19 protein-coding genes and 1 pseudogene are annotated in these 25,985 nt (G+C 59.9%); 7 read left to right on the top strand and 13 right to left on the bottom strand.

Annotated elements, in window-relative coordinates; all coding sequences use genetic code 11:
• Positions 1-98 precede the first annotated feature (98 nt).
• The 3 genes from N1078_RS05105 to N1078_RS05095 all read left to right on the top strand — a co-directional run bounded on the left by N1078_RS05105 (position 99) and on the right by N1078_RS05095 (position 3,168).
• Positions 99-1,673, top strand: a complete 1,575-nt coding sequence (locus tag N1078_RS05105; RefSeq protein WP_274087119.1) for a L,D-transpeptidase family protein — start codon at positions 99-101, stop codon at positions 1,671-1,673.
• 115 nt (positions 1,674-1,788) lie between these two features.
• The gene (locus N1078_RS05100; RefSeq protein ID WP_274087118.1) at positions 1,789-2,709 is read left to right on the top strand and encodes an SPFH domain-containing protein; all 921 of its coding nucleotides are present in this window, start codon (positions 1,789-1,791) and stop codon (positions 2,707-2,709) included.
• 3 nt (positions 2,710-2,712) lie between these two features.
• The gene (locus N1078_RS05095; protein WP_274087117.1) at positions 2,713-3,168 is read left to right on the top strand and encodes an NfeD family protein; all 456 of its coding nucleotides are present in this window, start codon (positions 2,713-2,715) and stop codon (positions 3,166-3,168) included.
• A gap of 50 nt (positions 3,169-3,218) precedes the next feature.
• Here N1078_RS05095 and N1078_RS05090 read toward each other — a convergent pair whose 3' ends face one another.
• The 10 genes and pseudogenes from N1078_RS05090 to N1078_RS05045 all read right to left on the bottom strand — a co-directional run bounded on the left by N1078_RS05090 (position 3,219) and on the right by N1078_RS05045 (position 16,924).
• Entirely contained in the window at positions 3,219-4,124 is a 906-nt protein-coding gene (locus tag N1078_RS05090; RefSeq protein ID WP_274087116.1) for an amino acid ABC transporter substrate-binding protein, read from the bottom strand.
• A 35-nt stretch (positions 4,125-4,159) separates the two neighbouring features.
• Positions 4,160-5,488: a putrescine-ornithine antiporter gene (gene potE / locus N1078_RS05085; protein ID WP_274087115.1), complete on the bottom strand. Its 1,329-nt coding sequence runs from the start codon at positions 5,486-5,488 to the stop codon at positions 4,160-4,162.
• Between the two features lie 82 nt (positions 5,489-5,570).
• Positions 5,571-7,871 (bottom strand): Orn/Lys/Arg decarboxylase N-terminal domain-containing protein, encoded by a 2,301-nt coding sequence (locus N1078_RS05080; protein ID WP_274087114.1) that lies wholly within the window; start codon positions 7,869-7,871, stop codon positions 5,571-5,573.
• A 78-nt stretch (positions 7,872-7,949) separates the two neighbouring features.
• Positions 7,950-9,836 (bottom strand): arginine decarboxylase, encoded by a 1,887-nt coding sequence (locus N1078_RS05075; RefSeq protein WP_274087113.1) that lies wholly within the window; start codon positions 9,834-9,836, stop codon positions 7,950-7,952.
• A gap of 43 nt (positions 9,837-9,879) precedes the next feature.
• Positions 9,880-10,176: pseudogene (locus N1078_RS05070) on the bottom strand (Orn/Lys/Arg decarboxylase N-terminal domain-containing protein); the annotation flags it as partial.
• Positions 10,177-10,572: 396 nt separating this feature from the next.
• On the bottom strand, positions 10,573-10,962 hold the full coding sequence (gcvH, locus tag N1078_RS05065; RefSeq protein WP_274087112.1) for a glycine cleavage system protein GcvH: 390 nt from the start codon (positions 10,960-10,962) through the stop codon (positions 10,573-10,575).
• A 142-nt stretch (positions 10,963-11,104) separates the two neighbouring features.
• Entirely contained in the window at positions 11,105-12,187 is a 1,083-nt protein-coding gene (gene gcvT, locus N1078_RS05060) for a glycine cleavage system aminomethyltransferase GcvT (protein ID WP_274087111.1), read from the bottom strand.
• A gap of 193 nt (positions 12,188-12,380) precedes the next feature.
• The gene (locus N1078_RS05055; protein ID WP_274087110.1) at positions 12,381-13,997 is read right to left on the bottom strand and encodes an ABC transporter permease; all 1,617 of its coding nucleotides are present in this window, start codon (positions 13,995-13,997) and stop codon (positions 12,381-12,383) included.
• A 96-nt stretch (positions 13,998-14,093) separates the two neighbouring features.
• Positions 14,094-15,095, bottom strand: coding sequence for an extracellular solute-binding protein (locus tag N1078_RS05050; protein ID WP_274087109.1), 1,002 nt, complete (start codon positions 15,093-15,095; stop codon positions 14,094-14,096).
• 179 nt (positions 15,096-15,274) lie between these two features.
• Positions 15,275-16,924 carry an acyl-CoA synthetase gene (locus tag N1078_RS05045; RefSeq protein WP_274087108.1) on the bottom strand — a complete coding sequence of 550 codons (1,650 nt, stop codon included), beginning with the start codon at positions 16,922-16,924 and terminating at the stop codon, positions 15,275-15,277.
• Between the two features lie 242 nt (positions 16,925-17,166).
• Here N1078_RS05045 and N1078_RS05040 point away from each other — a divergent pair, with 242 nt between their 5' ends.
• Positions 17,167-19,077 (top strand): beta-ketoacyl synthase, encoded by a 1,911-nt coding sequence (locus N1078_RS05040; RefSeq protein WP_274087107.1) that lies wholly within the window; start codon positions 17,167-17,169, stop codon positions 19,075-19,077.
• A 121-nt stretch (positions 19,078-19,198) separates the two neighbouring features.
• Here N1078_RS05040 and cysQ read toward each other — a convergent pair whose 3' ends face one another.
• Positions 19,199-20,020: a 3'(2'),5'-bisphosphate nucleotidase CysQ gene (cysQ, locus tag N1078_RS05035; RefSeq protein ID WP_274087106.1), complete on the bottom strand. Its 822-nt coding sequence runs from the start codon at positions 20,018-20,020 to the stop codon at positions 19,199-19,201.
• Positions 20,017-20,583, bottom strand: a complete 567-nt coding sequence (nudE, locus tag N1078_RS05030) for an ADP compounds hydrolase NudE (RefSeq protein WP_274087105.1) — start codon at positions 20,581-20,583, stop codon at positions 20,017-20,019. Before nudE ends, cysQ begins: the two co-directional genes overlap by 4 nt.
• 1,102 nt (positions 20,584-21,685) lie before the next feature.
• On the opposite strand from nudE, the gene ltrA reads away from it, so the two are divergent.
• Both ltrA and yrfG read left to right on the top strand, forming a co-directional pair.
• On the top strand, positions 21,686-23,425 hold the full coding sequence (gene ltrA / locus N1078_RS05025; protein ID WP_274087104.1) for a group II intron reverse transcriptase/maturase: 1,740 nt from the start codon (positions 21,686-21,688) through the stop codon (positions 23,423-23,425).
• Between the two features lie 210 nt (positions 23,426-23,635).
• Positions 23,636-24,298, top strand: coding sequence for a GMP/IMP nucleotidase (yrfG, locus tag N1078_RS05020; protein ID WP_274087103.1), 663 nt, complete (start codon positions 23,636-23,638; stop codon positions 24,296-24,298).
• A gap of 45 nt (positions 24,299-24,343) precedes the next feature.
• Here yrfG and lysM read toward each other — a convergent pair whose 3' ends face one another.
• Complete coding sequence (gene lysM, locus N1078_RS05015; protein ID WP_160013665.1) at positions 24,344-24,781, bottom strand: peptidoglycan-binding protein LysM; 438 nt, start codon at positions 24,779-24,781, stop codon at positions 24,344-24,346.
• A gap of 165 nt (positions 24,782-24,946) precedes the next feature.
• Between lysM and N1078_RS05010 the strand changes: the two genes are divergently transcribed.
• Positions 24,947-25,840 carry a LysR family transcriptional regulator gene (locus N1078_RS05010; protein ID WP_274087102.1) on the top strand — a complete coding sequence of 298 codons (894 nt, stop codon included), beginning with the start codon at positions 24,947-24,949 and terminating at the stop codon, positions 25,838-25,840.
• Positions 25,841-25,985 lie beyond the last annotated feature (145 nt).

Here is a 25,985-nt window from a genome sequence, read left to right as displayed (position 1 = left end):
TTACCTCCAGGACCTAAGTCCTGTAACAAGATCCAGCCATGACGCGCCTATACTGGCTGCGACAAACCCGCATTTAGGCCAAGGACTGGAGCAGTAGATTGTTCAAAAAACGCACACTCTACCTGAGCGCCGCCCTGCTCACCCTGCCACTGGTCGCGAATGCCGCCGATACGCCTTTCGCCACCAGCGCCGATCTGCGGCCAATTCTGGATGAGTTAAGGCAACACTGCAGCGCATTACCAGCAAGCCTAGACGAGAACGCTCAGCGCCAGTTGCAGGCTTTCTATGCTCAACGCGACGGTCAACGCGCCTGGCAAAGCAGTGAACAACGGCTGCAATTGCACGAACAGCTGACGCAGCTGGCTGATGACGGCCTACAGCCCAGCGAATATGAGCTACCCAACTGGATCGAGGAACAGCGCGACTGCGTAGACGTACTGACCAGCCACAGTTACTTGCAAGCCTTGCTGCACCTGCGCCGGGGTCGTTTGCTGCAGCAGCACCTCGAACCTCTGTGGCAGGCCCCTGGGCAGACTAATCCAGACCCAAATATGGCGACCTTGTCGCTGGCCCTGCTGCACCTGCAAGCCCCCGCAGCGGCCTTTGCCAGCGCGCGGCCGGCCACCGTGCAATACCAACAACTGCGCAGCGCCTATGCACAGCAACGCCTGCAACCGCTCACCCCATGGGTAACATTGCCCAGCGGCCCACTGCTCAAGCCCGAGCGCCAGGATGCGCGGCTGCCGGCACTGCGCGCACGGCTGTTCGCTCAGGGTTATCTGGCGACACCAGGCGAAACATTGGGCAACGTTTATGACGGGGCCACCCAGTTAGCCCTGGAGCATTTCCAGCGCGACCATGGCCTTAACCCAGACGGCATACTCGGCCCCGCCAGCCTGACGGAGCTGAATATCAGCGCGCAGAGTCGCCGCGAGCAGCTGCGCGCCAATCTCGAACGCCTGCGCTGGCTGGCCGAGGACATGCGCGGCGCTGAAGTGCTGATCAATGTGGCGGCGGGCGAGCTTCAGGTAGTGCGGGACAACCAGCTGCTCTGGCGCAGCCGCACCCAAGTCGGCCGCGCCGAACGGCAAACCCCGCTGCTCGCCTCACGTATTGAGCGGCTAACGCTCAACCCGACCTGGACCGTGCCGCCGACCATCCTGCGCGAAGACAAACTGCCGGCCATTCGCGATGACATCAGCTACCTCGAACGCCACCAGATGAGCGTACTCGACCACGCCGGCAACCTACTCGACCCCCACACTATCGACTGGGAGCGGCCCGGGGCGATTCTCCTGCGCCAGTCGGCCGGCAGCCACAACCCGCTGGGCCGGGTTGTACTGCGCTTCGCCAACCCGTTCGCGGTGTACCTGCACGACACCCCCAGCCAGCATCTATTCAGCAAAGCACCGCGCGCCTTCAGTTCCGGCTGCGTGCGGGTTGAAGCCGTCGACAGCCTGCTCGCCTGGCTGCTCACGCCGGATGAACTAAAAACGGTACAAGCGCGCATCGTCAGCGGTGACACCCAGCAGTACCGCCTGCAACATCCAGCGCCATTACTGATCGCCTACTGGACAGCAGAAGCCAGCGCCGATGGTGCCCTGCACTATTACCCGGATATCTATGGGCGCGACGGCTTCCTGATCAAGGCCCTGGCTCAGCCTGTGCCCTGATCGCCATATACGCGGGTTGATCGGCGCACCTTGCAACAGCATCGACAGCCGCGTCGGCAGCAACTGTGCTTAGATAACTCATCAGCAATACTCATTCAGCAAGGAGCTACACCACATGGAAATCGGCAGCGTCATTTTTCTGCTTGTCGGCCTCGCCGTCGCCATCGTCTTTATGGGCTTCAAGGTTGTCCCACAGGGCTCCGAATGGACGGTCGAGCGCTTCGGTCGCTACACCAACACCCTCAAGCCGGGTTTGAACATCATTGTGCCGATCATGGACAAGATTGGCCGCAAGCTTAACGTGATGGAAAACGTGCTGGATATTCCGCCACAGGAAGTGATCACCGCCGATAACGCCACCGTGCAGATCGACGCGATTTGCTTCTTTCAGATCATCAACGCGGCCCAGGCGGCCTACGAGGTGAACAACCTCGAACATGCCATTCGCAACCTGGTGATGACCAACATTCGTACCGTGCTGGGCTCCATGGAGCTGGACGCCATGCTCGGCCAGCGCGACGCGATCAACGAACGCCTGCTGCGCACCGTCGATGAAGCCACCGCGCCCTGGGGCATCAAAATCACCCGCATCGAAATCAAAGACATCAGCCCACCCGCCGACCTGATGGCCGCCATGTCGGGGCAGATGAAAGCCGAGCGGATCAAACGTGCGCAAATTCTTGAAGCCGAAGGCATGCGCCAGGCCGCCATCCTCACCGCAGAAGGACAGAAACAGGGCGACATCCTCAAGGCCGAAGGCCAGCGCCAAGCCGCCTTCCTCGAAGCCGAAGCGCGCGAGCGAGCCGCCCAGGCAGAAGCAGAAGCCACACGCATGGTGTCCGAAGCCATTGCCAGCGGTAACGTGCAGGCGGTCAACTATTTCGTCGCGCAAAAATACATCGAAACCCTTGGCCAACTGGCCAGCGCCAACAACAGCAAAGTCATTTTGATGCCGCTGGAGGCCAGCCAGGTCATCGGCGCAGTGGGCGGGATTGGGGAAATCGTCAAAGCCACCTTCGGTGAGAACAAGGGTTAAGCCATGTGGGACTTTTTACAGCACCTGTCGTACTGGAACTGGCTGGCCTTCGGCACGTTGCTGCTGATTCTCGAAGTGTTCGGTGCGGGCGGTTATTTGCTGTGGATCGGCTTGGCGGCAGCCAGCGTCGGCCTGCTGACGTTTATTTTCCCAGGCCTACCCTGGGCTGCGCAGTTCATCCTGTTCGGCCTGCTTTCAGTGCTCACGGCGGTGTTCTGGTGGCATCGCCAGCGCAGCGCCAGCAAGCCATCTGACCAGCCAGGGCTAAACCAGCGCGGCAGCGAATTCGTCGGTCGTACCTTCGCCCTGCATGAGGCGATCAGCGGCGGACGCGGCAAGATCAAGGCTGGTGATAGCCTATGGCTGGTGACCGGCCCGGACATGCCGGCAGGCATGCCAGTGCGCGTGGTGGGACAAAACGGGGTGGTGTTGCGGGTCGAGGCCGAGCAATCCGTCTAATAACTGACCCGGCACTGGCGGACAACGCCAGATGCCGGGCCTGTTACCGCTTACTGAGGTAATGCGTAAGCCTTAAACAGCGCCTGGACCATTTCGCCTGGTTCACCGAAGTAGCGGCGGTAAATCTGCTCCAGTTCGCCCGAGCGCTGCGCCGTACTCAGTGCGGTATCAACCAGCAAGCGGAAGTCCTCATCACCGCGCGGAAGGGCCATCGCGACCGGCGCATATTCGTAGATGCGCTCCAGCACCTGCATGGCGCTGGCGTCATCGCGCCTGGCCAGGTAGGTCTTCAGCAGCATGCGCTCGGAGAAGAAGGCATCGGCCTTGCCTTCGGCCACCAGTTGCACACCCTCCTCCTGACTGCCAACGGTCAGCACTGTAGCCACCACACCCAGCATGCGTTGCTGCCTGTTAATCCAGGCTTCTGTCGCTTCCCCCTGCTTAACCACATAGGTGTGGTTGGCCAAGCCACGATTGAGCGTGGCACGCCAGGTCGGTCCGCTGTGCGCCACCTCGCCGTTGAGTACGTTGACGAGGGTCTCAGGCGCATCCTTACGCACCAAGGCCGCCAACCCGGCGGTGTAAATGGGCAACGAGAAACTGACACGCTTGCGCTGAGTGAGGCTCTCCACCGTGGGCGAGCAGAGCAGATCGAGTGAGCCGTCACGCACTGCAGTCAGCCCTTGCGCCTCCTTCACGGGCTGAAAGCGCACCTGCAGGGCTGGCAGGTTCAGCTCGGTTTTGATCTGTTCGGCCACCTTCTGGCACAGCTCAATGGCATAACCACTGACCTTACCGTCATGCAGGCTACTGAAGGGGGCAATATCGTCGATATAGCCGAGATTAAGGGTGTTACTGCGTTCTATGCGCTGCAAGGTATCGGCATGGGCCAAAGGCGAAACCGCCAAGAGGCAGGCCAGCAGCAGGTTGAACGGATTACACGGGTGTACATTCATATCCATATCCCCAGATTAAAAGGGTTTAGCGGCCGTTACGCCTTACCGGGCGTGGATTGCTCAGCAACAAAGCGTTTGGCGATAAAGCCGTACAGCAGGTAGCCCAGCGCCAGTACCAGCATCGCGCCAAACACGGCGTCCTTGCCCGAGGCGTACAGGGCGTAGAAGCAATAGACCATGGCCACCATCAGCACTATCAGGTTACGCGTGTACACCGCCGCACTGACCCGCGCCTTGTACATGATCACCAGCAAGCCGGAGAGCGCGGTGACATAGGGGATCAGGTTAGTGACGGCCGCCAGGTTGACCAGTTTGCTGAACTGCTCGCTGGCATTAGGGGAAATGGTCGAGAGGGCCAACAAAGTTTGCAGCACCCCGCACACGATCATGCCAATCACCGGTGCGTTAGACGCCGTGACCTTGCCGAACAGTTTGAGGAACATGCCCTGATCGGCCGTGACCTTGGCCGTTTGCGCCAGGGTGAATTGCCAGCCCAGCAGCGAGCCAATACAGGCCATTACGGCCAGGCCCATGATGATGTTGCCGATAAAGGGGTTGAACATCTGCGCATAGACGTAGGCAAACGGTGCGCTGGAATTGGCCAGTTCGGCGTTGGGCACAATGCCCTGAATCACCGTGGTCGATAGCACATACACCACCGCCGCACCCAGGGTGCCGAACAGACAGGCCAGCGGTACGTTACGCTCGGGGTTTTCCACCGCATCAGAGTTCTGCGCCGCGGATTCCATGCCCAAAAAAGCCCACAGGGTCAGCGGAATACTCTGTGCGATAGCATCGCTGATCACCAGGTTATGCGGGTTCCAGGCCTCCTTAAACACCTGGGTATCAAACCAGAACCAGCCGATTACGCTTAGCCCAGCCACCGGAATGATCACGCCCCAAACGGTTATGGCGCCGATCTTGCCGGTGATATTGGGGCCGCCAAAGTTGGCCACCGTGGTCAGCCAGATCAACCCTACCGTGCCGACAAACAGCGGAATCGCTCCAGTGCCGAGCCAGGGGAAAAACGGCGTAAGGTAGCCCACTGCTGAAATGCCGATGGCCACGTTGCCGATGGCCAGCGAAAGAAAATACAAAAACGAACACAGGAAGAACGCCGACTTACCATGCGCCTCCTCGGTATAAGCCGACATGCCGCCCGAGCGTGGACAGTAGATGCCGCACTGGGCAAAACAGTAGGCGATGGCCATGGAGCCGGCTGCGGTGATGATCCATGACAACAGCGATACAGCCCCAAGTTGGGCCATGCTCGACGGCAGCATGATGATGCCGGAGCCCATCATGTTGACCGCCACCAGTGTGGTAAGCCCTACCAGGCTCATCTTCTTGCTTGACTCAGCCATCGACCTCTCCTTGTACCTTTCGAAGCACTGTCCCTGCGCTCAACAACGCGCAGCATGTTGCGAACGCAGGGATGGCTAAGCGTTACTGTTTGACGACATAGATCATGTAGGTGAGCCCGCCGAGGCTGTCGCGCTCGATCTCGACGCCATGGTTGTCATGCTCAAAGCCTGGGAAGTGACTGTCGAACAGCTCCATTGCCAGCAGGTAGTCGATGATGGCCTGTTTGTCGGCGCCGGCTTTCTCGCCCGGCATCATCAGCGGGATACCCGGCGGATACGGCACGACCTGCACAGCCACGGTGCGATCGAGCATGTCGCGCACGGCAATCTGTTCGATCTCGCCTTTCACCAACCTGGCGAAGGTTTGCCGTGGCGAAGCCATAACGTCCGGCAACAGGTTGAAGGCCGCGTCCATGTTATGCAGCAACTGCGAGGCCAACATATCCTCGTGCATGGCAGTGGCCAGATCCTTAAGCCCCATACCGGCATAGCGCTCGCTGTGGTTGGCGACCAGGTCGGGCATTACCCGCTCCAGCGCGGTGTTGTCGTCATAGTGCGTCTTGAACTCCATCAAGCCGGCCACCAGGGAGCCCCACTTACCCTTGGTCACGCCCAGGCTAAACAGCAGCAGGATCGAATAGGGTTCGGTCTTCTCTACCACGATGCCGCGGCTGGCGAGGAACGAGGACACCAGCGGCGCCGGAATGCCGCTGGCCTGCATATCACCTTCCAGAGACTGCCCCGGGGTGAGTACGGTGACCTTGATCGGATCGAGCATGCAGTAATCGCTACCTAGGTCACCAAAGCCATGCCAGCTGGCGGTTGGCTTGAGCACCCAGGCATCACCGTTACGCAGCGCCTGCGGGTCGAGTTCAGCAAAAGGCACGCCGTTTACTTCGTCCGGCTGCCACACGCCAAACCACCAATCCTGCGCATTGCGCTTGCGCACCTCATTGCCCAAACGAACCATGGCCTGGCGGAAGGAGATGGCCTCGCCAATCGACTCATCGGTGAGGTACTCGCCGGCATCGTCCATCATCTTCGCCGATACGTCGGTAGAGGCAATGATGCTGTACTGCGGCGAAGTCGAGGTGTGCATCATAAAGGCTTCGTTAAACAGCGCCGGTTTGATCGGAACCTTGCCCGAACGAATGTGGATCATCGATGCCTGCGACAGGGCCGCCAGCAACTTGTGGGTCGAGTGGGTGACGGTCACGGTGGCGTCATCGGCATGCCGCTCGCCACGGTGCATGCCATAGCGCCCTTCATACAACGGGTTGAACCGTGCATAGGCGTACCAGGCTTCGTCGTAATGAATGCGGTCGACGCTACGGCTCAGCTCGCGGGTGGTGGTCTGCACGTTGTAGCAGAGGCCGTCGTAGGTCGAGTTGGTCAGCACCGCCAATACCGGGCGTGCTTGTTTATCGACCATCAACGGGCTTTCAGCGATTTTCTGTGCCACCGCCTCGGGAGTCATTTCGCTGCTGGGCACCGGTCCGATCAGGCCACGGGCATTGCGCCGCGGGCGCAGGTACAGCGGCACGGCACCGGACATGTTCAGCGCATAGTTCAGCGACTTGTGGCAGTTACGGTCGACCAGTACGGCGTCGCCATCGGTAACGGCTGAATGCAGGACGATTTCGTTACTGGCCGAACTTCCCCCGACGGAGAAAAACGTGAAATCGGCACCGAACACCCGTGCGGCATTTTTCTCCGCGGCGGCGATTGGCCCGGTGTGATCATTCAACGAGCCCAGCTCACCGACCGATACGCTCAGGTCAGAGCGCAGCATCTGCTCGCCATAGAAATCGAGAAAGCTACGCCCCACTGCGGTCTTCATAAAAGCGGTGCCGCCGGTATGGCCCGGGGTGTGCCAGGAGTACTCGTGGGTGTCGGCGAAATTAACCAGCGCACCGAAAAATGGCGGCAGGATGCTATCAAGATAACGCCGCGCAGCCGCTTCAATGCGCCCTGCAACAAAGGTCGGGCTGTCTTCCGGCTGCCAGATAAAACCGTCGATATGCTCAATGATCTCCAACGGCACCTGGCTGTGATGGGCCTGACTCATACCCAACATGATGGGCAGTTGCGCGGTGCGCTGACGAATCAGCTGAATCAGGCTAAACGCCTGACCCGGGTTGGCTTCGCAGGCGCCCCAACCGAGGATTACACAGCAGTACGCCGGGTTGGCGCGGAAGGCGATCTCGGCGTCACCCAGGGAGCTGACGCGCTCTACGTCAAGGCCATGCTGCTGAAGCGCCAGCGCAACGCCCTCCGCACTGCGCAAGACGATGCTGTCTGGATTCTGCTGGGTGTTGACCACAATCAATACGGGGTAGCGCTGCGCCAAGAATGCCGGCAAAGGCACTTTGGTCTGAGTCATGATGTACTCCTTGTAACGAAACGACTGTCTCACTCAGCGAGTGCGCAGCATGGCGCGCCATGCCTCACAGCTGAATCCCTATTTAAGGCACCAGAAGTGGTAGTCGCCGTCTTTGTGTACGGCGCCTTCCACTTCTTTCTCAAAGCCGGGAAAGTTATTCCCCCAGTCCTGCAACGCCTGGATATAACGAACCCAAGGGCCATCCAACGCACCCAGATTCTCGCCCGGCATCACAATCGGAATCCCCGGCGGATAGGGCATGATGCCAACCCCTGTGACCCGACCAGCGGCCTGACTGAGCGGCAACAACTCCGCCTCGCCGGCCTGCAAGGCCTGAAACGCCTCGCGCGGGGGTTTCTCGATCAGCGGTAGATTGCCGAAGGCGTCAGCCTGCAGGGCGTCCATGCGGCTACTGCGCATGTACTCGAACATCTCGTTGCTGAGGTCACGCAAGCCCATGCCGCGATAACGCTCAGGCGCTTGGGCCACAAGATCGGGCAGCACCCGCTCCAGCGCAGCGTTGTTGTCGTAGTGGCGCTTGAAGGCCAGCAGCACATTGATCAACGTGCCCCACTTGCCCTTGGTCACACCGATGCTGAACAGGCACAGCACCATGAAGTCAGTGATGCGTGACGGCACAATATTGTTGCGATAGAGGAAGGCCCCAAGAACGGGAGCCGGAATGCCCTCCGCCAGCAGATCACCATCCGTGCCCATCCCCGGCACCATGATGCCGACCTTGATTGGGTCGAGCATGCACCAGCCCTTTTCCAGCCCGGCGAAACCGTGCCATTCGGCGCCTGGTTCAAGCTCCCAGCAGCCGGGGTCTGAGGCTAGTTGCTCGGCGTCGGCGTCGGCAAAATCAACCCGTTTGCCTGTCTGCCTGTCAGTGACCTGCGGTGCGTTCCACGGCTGGAAGAACCAGTCGCCACGACCGGCAAATTCGCGGTGCGTACGGGCCAGGGCCTGACGGAAATCCACCGCCTCACGAATCGAGTCCTGGGTCAGGCTAAGGCCGCCCTTGCCGTCCATCATCGCCGCGCCGACCTCGTTAGAAGCAAACAACGCATACATCGGCGAGGTACTGGCCTGGATCACAAAGGACTCGTTGAAGCGGCTGTGCTCAACCGGGTTGCGACCATTGCGAATATGGATAAACGAGGACTGCGACAACGCCGCCAAGAGTTTGTGAGTGGAGTGTGTGGCAAACACCGTGGGGGCGTCGGGCTGATGCTGAGCCGGATCGCCACGCATGGCGTAGCGCCCTTGGTACAGCGGATTGAAGCGGGCATAACCGTACCAGGCCTCGTCGAAATGGATGCGATCGCTGCTCTGCGCCAACAGCCCTTCAGCGCGCTCGGCGTGCAGGCACATGCCGTCGTAGGTGCAGTTAGTGACCACCGCATACACCGGCTTGCTGCTTTTGGCCTGGGATTTTAGGGGATAGCTAGCGATAGCCGCCGCGATACGCTGCTGATCAAACTGGCTCGGCAGCAAGGGCCCGATAATCCCGTAGCGATTACGCGTGGGCGTCATATACAGCGGCAGACCGCCAGTGAGCACCAAGCCTTGCTCAATCGATTTGTGGCAGTTGCGATCACACAAGGCGTATTGGTTTTCGCCCACACACGCCATAAAGATTGCACGGTTGGAGCCGGAGGTGCCGTTGAGTACCGAATAGCTGGCATGGGAGCCGAATATCCGCGCCACATAGGCCTCGGAGTCACCCACAGGGCCGCTATGGTCGAGCACCGAACCGAGATTACCGCGCTCGATACCGCTGTCGGCGCGGAACAGGTTCTCGCCGAAGAAGTCGAAGAACACCCGCCCCACTGGCGATTTGGTAAAGGCGATACCCCCCTGATGACCCGGAGCGGCCCATGAATGCTCTTCTTTCAGGGTGTAGCGGATCAGCGCATCGGTGAAGGGCGGCAGCAGGTGTTCCAGGTCGCTGGATCGCCGCAACAACTCGCCCAACGATAAACGGCGCCGTGTCCTCAAGCATCCAGACAAACTCGTCCGCCAGCTCCATGGCCTCCACCGTGATGCTTTTTTTCGCATCACGGTCGGCCATCAGAAACACCGGTACATTTTCGTTACGCTGGCGAATGCTACGGAGCAGCTCAAGCGCCTGGGCGTGAGTTGTGGCGTCGTTCTTACCCAGGGTCCAATCGACACAAATGCAATGCAGGGCCGCATCGGAAATCACTGCGGCAAGCCCATCCTCGTAGGACGTGGCCTTGACCAGTTCGGTGTTGCGGCTGTGGAACTCGTCCACCAACTCAGTCAGCACCCGGCCGCGCATGCTGTTGGGACTACCCAGGTCGTCATCGACCATCAGCACGCGCATTTTCAATTGTTTATTCGTGCGTCCAATCATCAAACCGCCTCCTTCATCTTTTGCCAGAAACGCGGCAGCAATGCCCCTATACACCCTGGAAACCATTCAAGGCGGCAAAGCCCAGCACACAGAAGCTGAAACACAGATATCTAGCCAAGCCTTTACTATGGGCTGGGCGAGTAACCATCTTGTGACATGAGTCATCAGACTAGTCAGTTTTAGTGGAAACGCTAACTTTCGACTCGGCCGTACAAGCCGGGCAAACGGGCGGCTGTAACCGCTTTAAGCGCCCACTAAATTTGGCTCCAGAAACGACAAAGCCCCGCTAGGCGGGGCTTTTTTTCAACTAAACGCGAGGGCTTAGGCGTCGCTGTCAGCCGTTGCTTTATAGGCAGCGGCATCTAGCAGCTTATCCAGCTCACCAGCATCGCTTGGTTTGAGCTTGAAGAACCAGCTGCCGTAAGGGTCGCTGTTAACGCTTTCCGGGCTGTCGGACAGGCCATCGTTAATCGCGATGACTTCACCAGAAACCGGCGCGTAGATGTCGGAGGCGGCCTTGACCGATTCCACCACACCCGCTTCCTGACCGGCATTCAGGGTTTTACCGACTTCCGGCAGCTCGATAAACACCACATCACCCAAGGCTTCTTGAGCGTGATCAGAAATACCGACGGTAACGCTGCCATCGGCTTCCAGGCGCGCCCACTCATGGCTGGCGGCGTAACGCAGATCGGCGGGGATAGTGCTCATGTGTCGTTCCTCATCTGGCATGACGGCGACCACGCCGTCATGGAAATTTAGCAGGCCTTGGCCATACCGAAAGAAAGTCTTTAAAAACCTAGCGAAGCGCAGCCGCGCAGACGCTCTCGACCATCCGTGGCCAAATCAGGGGTTAGATCAGGGCTTTACCGTTACGCACAAAGCTCGGCTTGACCACCCGCACCGGGTACCACTTACCGCGAATTTCCACCTCGGCACGCTCACTGGTCGCCGCCGGCACGCGGGCCAAGGCGATCGATTTACCCAGGGTTGGCGAAAAGCTGCCGCTGGTGATTTCGCCCTCGCCAATCCCTTCAACCCGCACCACTTGATGGGCACGCAGCACGCCGCGCTCTTCCAGCACCAGGCCAACCAGCTTGGCGCTAACGCCCTCAACCTTTTGCTTGAGCAGCGCACTACGGCCGATAAAGCCACGGCTGGCGGGCTCCCAGGCGATGGTCCAGGCCATGTTGGCTACCAGCGGCGTCACGCTTTCGTCCATGTCCTGGCCGTACAGGTTCAGCCCGGCTTCCAGGCGCAGGGTGTCGCGCGCACCGAGGCCAATCGGCGAAATACCCGCCCCGACCAGGTCATTGAGAAAGGCCACCACTTGCTCAGCCGGCAAGATGATTTCCAACCCGTCCTCGCCGGTGTAACCAGTGCGGGCGATAAACCAGTCGCCGTCCGGCTGACCTTCAAAAGGCTTGAGGCTCTGGATCAGGTTGGCGCGGGATGACGTGACCAGCTCGGCGGTCTTGCTGCGCGCATGCGGCCCTTGGATCGCCAACATGGCCAGCTCGCTGCGCTCTTGTAGCTGCACATCGAAGTCGACGCTCTGCAGGCGCATCCAGGCCAGGTCCTTATCGCGGGTTGAGGCATTGCTCACCACGCGGTAACCAAAGTCCATCAGGTAGACCAGCAAGTCATCCACCACCCCGCCTTGCTCATTGAGCATGGGGCTGTAGAGGGCCTTGCCGATGCTTTGCAGGCGCTCGATATCATTCGCCAGCAGGTGTTGCAGGTAGGCCTTGGCCTGGCTGCCGCTGACATCCACCACGGTCATGTGCGACACATCGAAGACCCCACAGTCGCGACGCACCTCGTGGTGCTCCTCGACCTGCGAGCCATAGTGCAACGGCATGTCCCAACCGCCGAAGTCGACCATCTTGGCACCCAACGCGAGGTGCAAGTCGTAGAGCGGTGTGCGCTGTCCCATAAGTATCTCCTTGTGGGCTGGGCAGTGCAGCGGCAACCCGGCAGGCCCCTAAAAAAGGGCACCAACACAGGCTATAAAAGGCTGGGCCGCTGCGAATGGCGCGCATTGTAGCCGCAACACCCGAGGAGGTCATCTGGGTCTTGGCTGTACTGAAGGCGCCTGGCGGGTTACGCCGCTACCCGACTAAGCCACCCTAGCCTAAGCGCCGCGCCGAGCGACGGATCAGCAGAATGACCGGCAGCAGACCCACCACAACCAGGGTCAGCGCCGGCAGCGCCGCACGCGCCCACTCGCCTTCACTGGTCATCTCAAACACCCGTACCGACAGGGTGTCCCAGCCAAAGGGTCGCATCAGCAGCGTGGCGGGCATTTCCTTGAGCACATCAACAAACACCAGCAGCGCCGCCGACAACGCACCCGGCACCAGCAAGGGCAGGTACACCTTGAAGAACAAGCCGAAGCCGCCAACCCCCAGGCTGCGCGAGGCCTCAGGCAGCGACGGACGAATGCGCGCCAGGCTGTTTTCCAGAGGTCCATAGGCCACCGCCATAAAGCGGATCAAGTAGGCCAGCAACAGGGCCGAGAGGCTGCCCAGCAACACCGGCTTGCCCGCGCCACCGAGCCAGCTGGACAGCGGAATCACCAATTCGCGATCGAGATAACTGAACGCCAGCATGATCGCCACCGCCAGCATCGAGCCGGGCAATGCATAGCCTAGGTTGGCCAAACCAACGGTTGAGCGCATCAGCCGAGTCGGTGCCAAACGCCGAGCGAAAGCCAGTAGCAGCGCCACGCTCACCGTGATCAATGCCGCCAGCGCGCCTAAGTAAAGGGTGTGCAGAATCAAGGCACTGTAGCGTTCATCCAGATCGAAGCGCCCGCGCTGCCAAAACCAGACAACCAGCTGCAACACCGGAATAACAAAGCCACAGGCGAACACCAGGCCACACCAGGCGCTGGCCGCGAGCGCCTTACCGCCATGCAGGTGATAGAGCGCTTTACCGCGCGGGCGCTCATTCGTCGGGCGCACGGCACCACGTGCACGGCGCTCGCCATACAACACCAGCATCACCGCCAGCAGCAGCAGGCTGGCCAGCTGAGTGGCACTGGTCAGGCTGTAAAAGCCATACCAGGTCTTATAGATGGCGGTGGTAAAGGTATCGAAATTAAACACCGATACCGCGCCGAAATCCGCCAGGGTTTCCATAATCGCCAGGGCCAGACCGGCACCAATGGCAGGACGCGCCATCGGCAAGGCAACCCGCCAGAAGGCGCGCCAAGGGCTCAGGCCGAGCACCCGCGCGGCTTCCATCAACCCCTTGCCCTGAGCCAGGAAGGCATTGCGCGCCAGCAGGTAAACGTAGGGATAGAACACCAGCACCAGCACGATGATCACCCCGCCAGTGGAACGCACCCGCGGGAAGCGCACAGCACTGCCAAACCACTCGCGCAGCAGACTTTGCAACGGCCCAGAAAAATCCAGCAAGCCGACAAACACAAACGCCAGCACATAGGCGGGAATGGCAAACGGCAACATCAGCGCCCAGTCCAGCCAGCGGCGCCCCGGAAACTCGCACAGGCTGGTGAGCCAGGCCAGGCTGACGCCGAGCAGCGTCACCCCAACGCCTACCCCCAGCACCAATACCAGGGTATTACCGAGCAGCCGTGGCAGCTGGGTTTGCCACAGGTGTGCCCAGATTTTCTGGTCAATCTCATGCCAGCTGAACAGCAGCACGCTCAACGGCAGCAGTACCAGCAAAGCAACGGCAAAAGCGATGGGATACCAACGGCGCTGGGCGGGATGGGCCACGCAAAATCCTCGAACAGGTTACTCGACAGCTAAAACACAACGCCCCGGGCTAAGCCGGGGCGTCGAGTATAACTGCAGCGTTACGCTGAAACTGAATCAGTTCCAGCCGGCGCGATCCATCAGCATGATGGCTTCTGCCTGGCGCTTACCGGCGACTTCAACCGGGATCGCATCAGCCTTGAAACTGCCCCAGGCCTGCACTTCCTCGGAAGCGGGCACTTTCGGGTTAGCTGGGAACTCCTGATTGATGCCGGCGAACAGGGCTTGGGCTTCTTCGGTGGTCATCCACTCCAGCAGTTTTTGCGCCGCGTCGGCATGTGGTGCGTACTTGGTAATGCCGGCACCGGCGAGGTTGACGTGCACGCCACGGTCATTCTGGTTAGGCCAGAATGGCTTCACTTTCAGATCCGGCTGTTGCTGGTGCAAGCGCCCGTAGTAATAGGTGTTGGTGATGCCGACATCGCACTGGCCCGCATCAATGGCCTGCAGCAACGCTGTGTCATCGGCGAACACGTCGGTGGCGAGGTTATTGACCCAACCTTTGACGATTTCTTCGGTTTTCTCTGCACCGTGAGTTTCGATCAGGGTGGCCGTCAGCGACTGGTTGTAAACCTTCTTGCTGGTACGCAGGCACAGACGGCCCTCCCAGTTCGCGTCGGCCAGGGCTTCATAGGTCGACAACTCGCTCGGCTGAACCCGCTCGGTGGAGTAGAAGATGGTCCGCGCACGCAGCGACAGGCCGGTCCAGGCACCTGTAGAAGAACGGTACTGCGGTGGGATATTGGCTTCGATCAGCGGCGAGGTAACCGGCTGCAGAATGCCCATCTGCTCGGCCTGCCAGAGGTTGCCGGCATCCACGGTGAGCAGCATGTCGGCTGGGGTGTTTTCACCTTCGGCTTTCAGGCGCGCCATCAGCGGCGCTTCCTTGTCGGTGATGAACTTGACCGGCACACCGGTCTTGGCCGTGTAGGCGTCAAACACCGGCTTGATCAGCTCGTCGATACGCGAGGAGTAAACCACCACTTCATCAGCGGCCTGCACGGTTCCGGCTAACGCCGTGAGAGAAAGTGCGGCTAACAGACGCTTACTAACCTGCATATAGACTGCCTCTTGGTATAGACGAGTTAAGTTGCCAAATAGTAGTGAATGGCATTTAGTTTCTCAACTCGTTATCCGTTTAAACCTGTAACAAGCGCCTTCAAGCCCTCCTCCGGTCGCGAGGGCTTGAAGCGCTGAGGCAAAAGCCATGTTTAACGCAGCGAAACGCCGGCAGGTTTTCAGGCCACCGCTTGTTGCTCGGCGAGGGCCTTGGCCTGTTCACGCAACACAAACTTCTGCACTTTGCCGGTGCTGGTTTTCGGCAGGCTGGTAAACACCACACAACCCGGCACTTTGAAGCGCGCCAGACGCTGCTGACAAAAGGCGACCACCTCTTCGGTCGTCAGCTCGGCACCTGGTTTGAGGGTGACGAAGGCGCAAGGTGTCTCGCCCCATTTGGCATGAGCCATGGCCACCACGGCGGCCTCAAGGATCAGCGGATGGCGGTACAGCACATCTTCTACCTCGATGGAGGAGATATTCTCACCACCAGAGATGATGATGTCTTTGCTGCGGTCCTTGATCTCCACATAGCCATCGGCGTGCCACACCGCCAGGTCGCCCGAGTGGAACCAGCCACCGGCAAAAGCCTCAGCGGTGGCCGATGGGTTCTTCAGGTAACCCTTCATCACCACGTTGCCGCGCATCATGATCTCGCCGATGGTCTGACCGTCTTTCGGCACTGGCTGCAGGGTATCGGGATCCGCCACCATCAGGCCATCAAGCAAGGGCGCACGCACGCCTTGGCGAGATTTCAGCCGCGCGCGTTGCTCCGGAGTTTCGCTGTCCCACTCGTTTTTCCACTCGCAGGCCACGCTGGGGCCGTAGGTTTCGGTCAGGCCATAAACGTGGGTGACACGAAACTCCAGGGCTTCCATGGCTTCGATTACCGCAGCGGGTGGTGCAGCACCCGCGGTCAGTACTTTGACCGGCTGAGTTTTCAGCGCCTTCAGCTCATCACAGGCGTTGGCCAGCATATTCAGTACGATCGGCGCGCCGCAGAAATGGTCGACGCCATGCTCGGCAATCGCCGGATAAATCGCTTCGGCGCGCACATGGCGCAGGCACACATTGACCCCGACATAGGCGGCCAGCGCCCAGGGGAAGCACCAGCCGTTGCAATGGAACATCGGCAGCGTCCACAGGTACACCGGGAAGCGGCTCATGTCCCAGCACATGGCATTGGACAGCGCATTGAGGTGCGCACCGCGGTGGTGATACACCACGCCCTTCGGGTTGCCGGTGGTGCCGGAGGTGTAGTTGAGCGAGATCGCTTGCCACTCGTCTGCCGGCATTTGCCAGGCATAGTCCGGGTCGCCTTCGGCCAGCAGCGCCTCGTAATCCAACTGACCGATAAGCAGGCCGTCGGCGTATTCCGGGTCATCAATACCAATCACCAGCGGCGGTTGCGGCAAATGGCCGACCACACGCTGGGCCAGCTCGCCGAACTCCTTGTCCACCAGCAGCACCTTGGCCTCGCCGTGCTGCAGGATAAAGGCGATGGCTTCGGCATCCAGACGGGTATTGATGGCATTCAGCACAGCGCCGCACATCGGCACGCCAAAATGCGCTTCGAACATCGCCGGGCCGTTCGGCGCGATGACGGCAACGGTATCGCCCAAGCCAATACCGCGCTGGGCCAGGGCCGAGGCTAAACGAATACTGCGGGTGTAGGTTTCACCCCAGGTTTGGCGCAGACTGCCATTGATCAGCGCCAAGCGCTGCGGGTACACGCTGGCGGCGCGCTCAAGAAAGCCCAATGGGCTGAGCGCCTGAAAATTTGCCGCATCGCGCGGCATGCCGTATTCGTAAGGATTGACGCTGTGCATTGTTGTTCTCCAGCAGGACCTTGGGCTGGAGAAACCATAGCAGCGGTAAGGTTTTAAGGATGCGCTACCTTGGTCGAAACCGTGACTTGCAAGTCAGTAACCACGTCACCATAGGCACCCGTTCAGCCATGCTGGGCGCTAAAGCGCGGAGCAATCCCCGTCGCAGAGCGTGCCAGCAGCATGACAAGCAGCCATAGCCTTATCTCCGCTTGTCCGCCGTCATCTTTTCAAGGAGTTATCGAGTGACCTCACGTTTACCTGTGATCGTTGGTTTTGGTGGCTATAACGCGGCCGGGCGCAGCTCCTTCCACCATGGTTTCCGCCGCACCGTGCTGGAATGCATGGACACGCCAGCACGCCAGCAAACCCTGGCTGGCCTGGCGGTGATGATGAAACTGGTCAAGGTAGTCGACGGCGGCTATCAGGATGACGCCGGCAACCCACTCAGCCTGGCCGAAATCGACAAGCGCTTCGCCGAGCAGATTCTCGCCTCGACCCTGGTGCGACGCATCGAGAAGCAGCACCTGGACCCCGACGCCGCGCACTGGCAAAAGACCATCGACATCAGCGCCACCGCGGGCCAGCCGCTGAGCTTTATCACCCTGCGTAAACACCTGCCGGACCCGCTGCCGTCGGATTGGGCGGTGGACGAATTGAACGCCACTGAAGTGCTGGTCACTCTGCATGACAACTGCGAGTTCAAGGTCGACAGTTACCGCGCCCTGCCGGTGAAATCCGCCGGCCAGCTGCCCACCGGCTTCGAGCCGAGCGAGCTGTACAACGCGCGCTTCCACCCGCGTGGCCTGGCCATGACCATCGTCGGCGTTACCGATGCCCTGCGCGCCACCGGTATTGAGTGGCAGACCATCATGCAGCGCGTGGCGCCAGACGAAGTTGCCGTGTTTGCCGGCAGCGTCATGAGCCAGCTCGATGAAAACGGTTTCGGCGGCCTGATGCAGTCACGCCTCAAGGGCGGCCGGGTTACCGCTAAACAGCTGGCGCTGGGCCTCAACACCATGCCGGCGGACTTTATCAACGCCTATGTATTGGGCAGCGTCGGCAGCACCGGCAGCGTCACCGGCGCGTGCGCCACCTTCCTCTATAACCTGCAAAAAGGCATCGAACTGATCAGTTCGGGCAAGGCGCGGGTGGCCATCGTCGGCAACAGCGAAGCGCCGATCACTCAGGAATGCATCGAGGGTTACGGCGCCATGGGCGCCCTGGCGACCGAGGATGGCCTGCGCCAGATCGAGGGCAAAGATCAGGCCGACTTCCGCCGCGCCAGCCGCCCGTTTGGCGAGAACTGCGGCTTCACCCTGGCCGAAGCCTGCCAGTTCGTGGTGCTGATGGACGATGAGCTGGCTCTGGAGCTGGGCGCCGACATCCATGGCGCCGTGCCGGATGTGTTTATCAACGCCGATGGCTTCAAAAAATCCATCTCTGCGCCCGGTCCGGGCAACTACCTGACCGTGGCCAAGGCCGTGGCCAGCGCCGTGCAACTGCTCGGTATCGATGCGGTGCGTGAGCGCAGCTTTGTGCATGCCCACGGTTCCAGCACGCCGGCTAACCGGGTGACCGAATCGGTCATCCTCGACCGCATTGCCAGCGCCTTTGCTATTGAGCAGTGGCCAGTCACCGCCGTTAAAGCCTTTGTTGGTCACTCCCTGGCCACCGCCAGTGGCGATCAGGTGATCTCCGCCCTGGGCAGCTTCAAGTACGGCATCATTCCGGGGATCAAGACCATCGATGCAGTGGCCGAGGACGTGCACCAGCAGCATTTGAGCTTTGCCACCACCGACCGTACGCGTGCGCCCGAACAGCTGGACATGTGCTTTATCAACTCCAAGGGTTTTGGCGGCAACAACGCCAGCGCCCTGCTGCTGGCACCGCATGTAGCCGAGCGGATGTTGCGCAAGCGTCATGGCGAGGCGGCGTTTAGCGCCTACCTGCAACGCCGCGAGGCCACTCGCGCGGCCGCCCAGGCCTATGATGCGCAAGCACTGCTGGGCGATTTGGGGATTATCTACAACTTCGGTAACGACCTGATCGACGACCAGCAGATTGACATCAATCCGCAGCAGATCACGGTGCCGGGCTTTGCCCAGCCACTGGTGTTCAAGAAGGACGAACGCTACGGCGATATGCTCGATTAAGCGTCAGTGATGGGTTACGCCTGCGGCTAACCCATCCTACGGGCTGCACATGTCGCGCCGCGATTTGTAGGAGGGGCTTTAGCAGCGATTGCAACCTGCCACGTAACGGCAGATTCGCTGCTTAATCCAGCGCGCGGGCCAACTGAATCAGCTCGGCGCGCCAGGCAGCGGCCGCTGGCAGGGCCAGAAAATACGGATTGAGCAAGGACTCGCGCGCTTCATAAGTCAACGCCTCGCCTTTGAGCGTCAGCACCTCGCCGCCCGCCCCTTCCAGCACACCCTGCGCCGCTGCCGTGTCCCACTGCGAGGTCGGTGCCAGGCGCGGGTAGCAATCGGCGTTACCCTCGGCCAACTGGCAGAACTTCAACGAACTGCCAACGCTGGCCAGTTGCAGATCACCGAAACGCTCACTCAAACCTGCCAGCAACGCCTCTTGCGCCGGGCTGGAATGACGGCGGCTGGCCACCAAGGTAAAGGCCTCCTGCGGGGCCAGACGCACACTGATAGCCTCGCTTTCGCCCGCCGCATTGGCGCGCCACGCACCCAGGCCAGCACCGCCGTAATAGCACTGGCCGGTGGCCGGAATACCGACCACACCAAACACCACGCGCCCTTGCTCGATCAACGCGACGTTGACGGTGAACTCCTCGCTGCCGGCAATAAACTCCTTGGTGCCATCCAGCGGATCGACCAGCCACCAGCGGCTCCATTGCCCGCGTTCGCTCAAGGCAATATCCGCGGCCTCCTCGGAAAGCACGGGAATATCCGGCGCCAGCGCCAGCAGGCCATCGTTAAGGATGTGGTGCGCGGCCATATCGGCAGCGGTGACCGGCGAGGCATCGGCTTTCTCATTCACCGTGACATCGGCGCGCCAGAATGGCAGCGTCGCCGCGCCAGCCTGGCGCACCAGCTCAATCACCGCCGGAATCAGAGGGTGGCTCATGGTTTAAAGCTCCCACGCTGGGTCAACACATCGCGGGCCAGGTACAACGCCGCCAAAGCACGCCCCTCAGTGAATTGCGGCTGCTGGATCAGGCTCGACAGCTCACGCAGATTGGCTTTATCGACGCGCATCGGCTCCGGCTCATCACCGGGCAAACGCTCTTCATAAAGGTCCCAGGCCAGTACCACCTGAATCTTCTGGCTCATATAGCCTGGCGACAGGCTCAGCTCAGCCAGATGCTCAAGCTTGCGCGCGCCAAACCCGGCTTCTTCCTTAAGCTCGCGGTTGGCCGCGTCCAGCACATCCTCACCCGGCTCAATCAAGCCTTTGGGCAACGACAGCTGATAGTCATCGGTGCCACCGCAATACTCCTCGACCAGCAGAGCATGCTCGGCATCCGCCATCGCCACGATCATCACCGCGCCATAGCCTGCGCCCTTGCCCACCAGCCGTTCATAGGTGCGCTCCACGCCGTTGCTGAAGCGCAACTGCAACTCCTCAACGCGGAACAGGCGGCTGCTGGCGACAATTTCGCGAGCGAGTACGGTGGGTTTCTGGCGCATGGGGCGGCTCCTGGGCAGGACATAGCGGGTTATCATAACGCGGCTTGTGCGACACGATGACGTGTCGTGCTTGGTCTGGCCACTGCGCCTTGGCACCAAAACCCTTTGTATCAAAGGGTTGAAGCCTGAAAAAGCAGTCAATGCAGCTGGGCTTTCCAGCACTATTCCGGTTGATGGCGCGCTTGCGTTTCTGTTGATCGGTTAAAGAAATGTGCCATTTTGGGTCCAAAAGGACATTGAAATCGGCGCAATTAGAGCCTCAGGTAGCTTTCCGGCCAGACTGGATTGTTACTAAATATGTCAAACCCATAGGGGAAGTCTGCCCCTTGGGCACTTCCTTTCTGGCGCTTGGCTATTAAGGCCCCTCGCCACCGTCGAGAGACGTAGGAGGTGCATTGACCAAGCACGGAACGCTAGTTCCGAATCACATTGCTCAACTCTGATTGTTCATGGAGTAACGAGCCTGATGTGTATCCATCAGTTCACTAGATCGGCATGCGCCGGGGTCCAACCCTGGGGTGTGAAGCCCGATTAACAATGTCTCTTCTTTCGCGAGAAACACGCTCCGGTGACGGCGCGCGTGATATGTCCGAATTGCACGGACGTATGGAGGCTAGTGACCTAACCCGCATGGCTAACACATGTGAATCGTCGACCGAACCCTCGTAACTATGGATGGGCCTACGGCAATTATTGGCCTCAGCCAAAATGGCAACGCAGTTGGTCGTCCCTGTGAGCTGAAGGGGCGCGATACCTAAAAACTGCCGGGGGAAAGACGAAGCCTACACGGGGAATTGATGTGACTCGGAGAACGTGGCAATCCCGACCATTCGCCTTGCTGGTTAAACAGGCAAGGCAGGCAAACCGCAAGGGCGCTGATGAATGTGGGGAATAGGAGGATGCAAAAAGCGAACGGCTGCCTGTAATGGGTGGCATACCGATTGAAACATTATCAGCAGAGGCAACTCTGGCTGACATGCATCTGGTTTACGAGCGCATGACTAACCGCTGATTCCAGCGAAAACAAAGCAACCCTAGGGGTGGATTACTGCCCCTAGGGGAGTAGTCCGTCCTGAATGTCGCATGACCTCGGGAGGACTGTATGAAAACGCAACCAGAACTACTGGTTACGGCTGCGCCCTCCAGCACAGCACTGAATTGGCATGATCTCGATTGGGCCATCATTCAGCGCTCTGTTCGGAAAACGCAGCTAAAGATTGCGCAGGCAACACTGGAAGGTAACTGGCGCAAGGTTAAACGCCTGCAACGGATGCTGACCCACTCGTTTTATGGCCGCTGTTTGGCTGTAAGGCGAGTCACGGAAAATCGGGGTCGCAAGACGCCGGGAGTCGACGGAGAAACTTGGGGGTCGCCCCAGGCCAAACTCCGTGCCGTGGGAAGTCTGTCGAAACAACGAGGTTATCGGCCCAAACCGCTACGGCGAGTATGGATACCGAAACCAGGTAAGCAGGAGAAACGCCCGCTGGGCATCCCGACGATGTTGGATCGGGCCATGCAGGCATTATTTCTTCAAGCGCTAGAACCTGTTGTGGAAAGCACCAGCGATCCGAAAAGTTTTGGCTTCAGGCCTGACCGATCGACCGCTGACGCAATGGTTGAACTGTTCCACCTGCTGGCACCTTCCTATGGGCCTGCGTGGGTTATGGAAGGGGACATCAAAGGGTTCTTCGACAATATCAACCATGAGTGGCTGTGCCAAAACGTCTGCATGGACAGGACGGTGCTGCGCAAATGGTTGAAAGCCGGGGTAGTCGACCGGAGACAACTCATGGCCACGAAGGCCGGGACGCCACAGGGCGGAATCATTTCGCCCTGTTTGGCTAATGCCACTTTGAATGGCCTCGAAACTCAACTCAAAGCCTATTTAGCCAAGAAACTTGGGATAGGGGCTGCCAGGAAAAGAAGAGTTCACGTGGTGCGCTATGCGGATGATTTCGTGATTTTGGCTGACTCGAAAGAGTTCCTAGAGATCGAGATCAAGTCCTGGGTAGAGCAATTTCTGTCTGCACGAGGGGTTGCGCTGTCTCAGGAAAAAACCCGGATAACCAGCATCACGACCGGATTTGATTTTCTCGGGTGGCATTTCAGGAAATATGTACCGAAATCGCCTCACAGGAAGGCCAAGCTGCTGATCAAACCATCAAAGAAGAACGCTTCGGCGTTTTATCGGAAGGTGCGTGAGATCATCAAAAACAGCGGAGCCATGACGCAGGAAGCGTTGATCGGTCAACTGAACCCGGTACTGAAAGGGTGGGCGCAATACCACTCACCAGTCGTGGCAAAGCAAATCTTCAGCCGGCTGGATCATCTGATCCACTGGCGACTATGGAGATGGGCGAAACGAAGGCATCCAAGAAAGTCCGCCGAATGGATTAGGAAGCGATACTTCCAATCAATAGGTAGTCGGAACTGGGTGTTTGCGTACCCCTTTAAGAATGGCAAGGGAGAAAAGCAACATCGTCAGCTATACACGCTGGCGGACACCGCAATCGTGCGCCACAAGCGTCTGCCGGGTGATTATCATCCTTATGATGCTCAGCACGAGTTGAAGTGGGAGGCGCTGAGAGTTCAACGGATGCAGCATAAGCTGCGTTACCGGGGACAGATACTCAGCATCTTTCGCAGACAGCGAGGGCTCTGCGCCCATTGCGGGCAAGCGATCAGCAAGGAAACCGGTTGGCACGACCACCACGTCATCAGACGGGTGGACGGTGGATCGGACAATCTGAGCAATCGTGCGCTGCTTCACCCCAACTGCCATGCGCTGGCACACAGCCAGCAACTTAAAGTGGCTCTGCGATATAGCGGCTTGAAGTATTAAGGTCGCACGTAAATAGTTGCCGGCCAGCCTACGCTGGCTTTATGTAAGCTTGAGCCGTATGCGGGGAAACTCGCACGTACGGTTCTTAGGGGGCCCCGGATCAGTAATGATCCGGGGCTACCCGACTTCCTATTATCTGCGTAGGAGATTGCGCGATCACGACGCCCACGGCGCAAATCGCGCCCCTGCGCATCAGCCTGAAGACCTCGCATGCCCGCCTTGCCCTGGAACACCATCGACACCGTCCTGCTGGATATGGACGGCACCCTGCTCGACCTGCACTTCGACAACCACTTCTGGTTGCAGCACCTGCCGCAGCGTTATGCCGAGCACCATGGCATCAGCCGTGCGCTTGCCGATGCCGAATTGCTGCCGCTGTTTCGCGAGCACGCCGGGACGTTGAACTGGTATTGCACGGATTTCTGGACCCGCGAGCTCAAGCTGTCGATCCGCGACCTTAAGCGTGAAGTGGCGCACCTGATCGCCCTGCGCCCAGACGCCGACACCTTCATTAAGGCCCTGCGCCAAGCCGGCAAGCAGGTGGTGATGATCACCAACGCGCACCGCGATTCACTGTCGTTGAAGCTCGAACGCATCGAACTGGCGCCCTACTTCGACCGGCTGATCAGCTCCCACGACTATGGCTTCCCCAAGGAAGATCAGCAGTTCTGGCACGCCCTGCAGCAGGACATCAGCTTCGAGCCGGCTCGCAGCCTGTTTATCGATGACAGCCTGCCGATCCTGCGCAGCGCCGGGCGCTTTGGCATCGGCCACCTGCTCGCCGTACGCCAACCCGATAGCCAGGCGGGACCGAAGGACACCGAGGAATTTGCTGCCGTGGAGGATTACCGGGAGTTGTTGCAGGGGCTGTAACCGCATCGGGCGGCCATTGCAGCCGCCCGACAAGTAAGTCGTTTATTACTCAGGAATACGCAACACCTGGCCCGGATAGATCTTGTCCGGGTGGCTGAGCATCGGTTTGTTGGCCTCAAATATTTTCGGGTAGGCATTGGCGTTACCGTATTCGGCCTTGGCAATCGCGCTCAGGGTGTCGCCCTTCTTCACCGTGACAAAGCGCGCCGCCGGGGCCGGCGTGGCCACGCTGATATGGTCTTCCACTTCGGCCACACCGGCGACGTTACCCAGGGCCAGCAGGATTTTCTCCTTCTCTTCCTGACTGGCCACTTCACCACGGGCGATAACTTTCTCACCTTCGACGCTGACCTGAATATTCGGGTTACCCAGCCCCACTTTGGCAACGTGCGCCGTCAGCGATTCGGCCGCCTGGGCTTCCTGACCGACCAGTGATTCCCAGAGTTTCGTACCAGCTTCTTTGACAAAGGCAAACAGACTCATAAGGCGTCCTCTTGTTCCTTGGAAAGTGGCCGGGCAACGCTGCCCGGAGCCCGAAGTCTAGACCCGGATTCGTGACAACGGCGCTGGCGTTGCAGGGCCGATTCAGCGTCAGATACCCATCAGGCGCCTGCTAGAATCGCCAGACTCAGGGTTTAAGGACACATCGTGGATATCAAACAGCTGAAGTTCCTTATCGCCCTGGATGAAACCCGTCACTTCGGCCAGGCAGCCGCCCGTTGCCATATCACCCAGCCGACCCTGTCGATGCGCCTGCGCCAGCTGGAAGACGAGCTGGGCCTGGAACTGGTGCGTCGTGGTCAGCGCTTCGAGGGGTTCAGCGCCGAAGGCGAGCGTATTCTGGCCTGGGCGCGCAGCCTGATGGCCGCGCATGACGGCCTGTATGCGGAAGCGGCCGCCTGCCGTGGCCAGCTGGTCGGCACCTTGCGTCTGGGTGTGGTGCCGCTGGCCGGCTTCGATCCGATGCGCCTGGTGCAGTTTTTCGCTGAGCAGCATGCTGGGCTGCGCTTCCAGCTGTTTGCCCTGAGCAGCGAGCAGATCCTCGAACGCCTCGGGCGTAATCAGCTCGACCTCGGCCTGTCCTACCTCGACCGCTTGGACCGCGAGCACTTTGACAGCCTGGAGCTGGCCGAAACGCGTATGGGCCTGCTGTACGACCGCCGGCACTTCCAGTTCACCCGACCGGCCCTACGCTGGGAGAGTCTGATCGAGCTGCCGCTGGGCCTGCTCTCGGCGGGCATGCACTTTCGCCAGTCGATTGATCACAGCTTCCGTTCGCGTGGCCTGACGCCCAGCCCACGGCTGGAAACCGATGCCGTGCACCAGTTGCTGCAAGCCGTCAGCGCTGGCCTGTGCTGCGCGATCATGCCACTCAACAGCGGCCTGGCGGAGTTCACCGAACACCTGGCGCTGACGCCCATCGAGGACGCCCACACGCTCGCACCACTGGGCTTGATCCTGCGCCGCAGCGCGCCGCGCTCGGCCCTGGCCGAAGCCTGTTTTGCCGAAGCGCAGCACTTTTTGCCACCCGCAACCGCCTGAAAGACCGATGCTTGAGCATTGATAGAGCGTATCGATCACTCCATCGGCGACAGCGATTAGACGCCCACACCCGAGCGGCCTAGGCTGACAGAGATACTTTGTCGCCGGGAAGCTCTGCCCATGCCACGCCACGCTCCACTCAGCG

The sequence above is a fragment of the Pseudomonas sp. MIL19 genome, assembly GCF_028680365.1.
Taxonomy (GTDB): domain Bacteria; phylum Pseudomonadota; class Gammaproteobacteria; order Pseudomonadales; family Pseudomonadaceae; genus Aquipseudomonas; species Aquipseudomonas spirodelae.
This window is presented reverse-complemented; position numbering and strand designations above follow the sequence as displayed.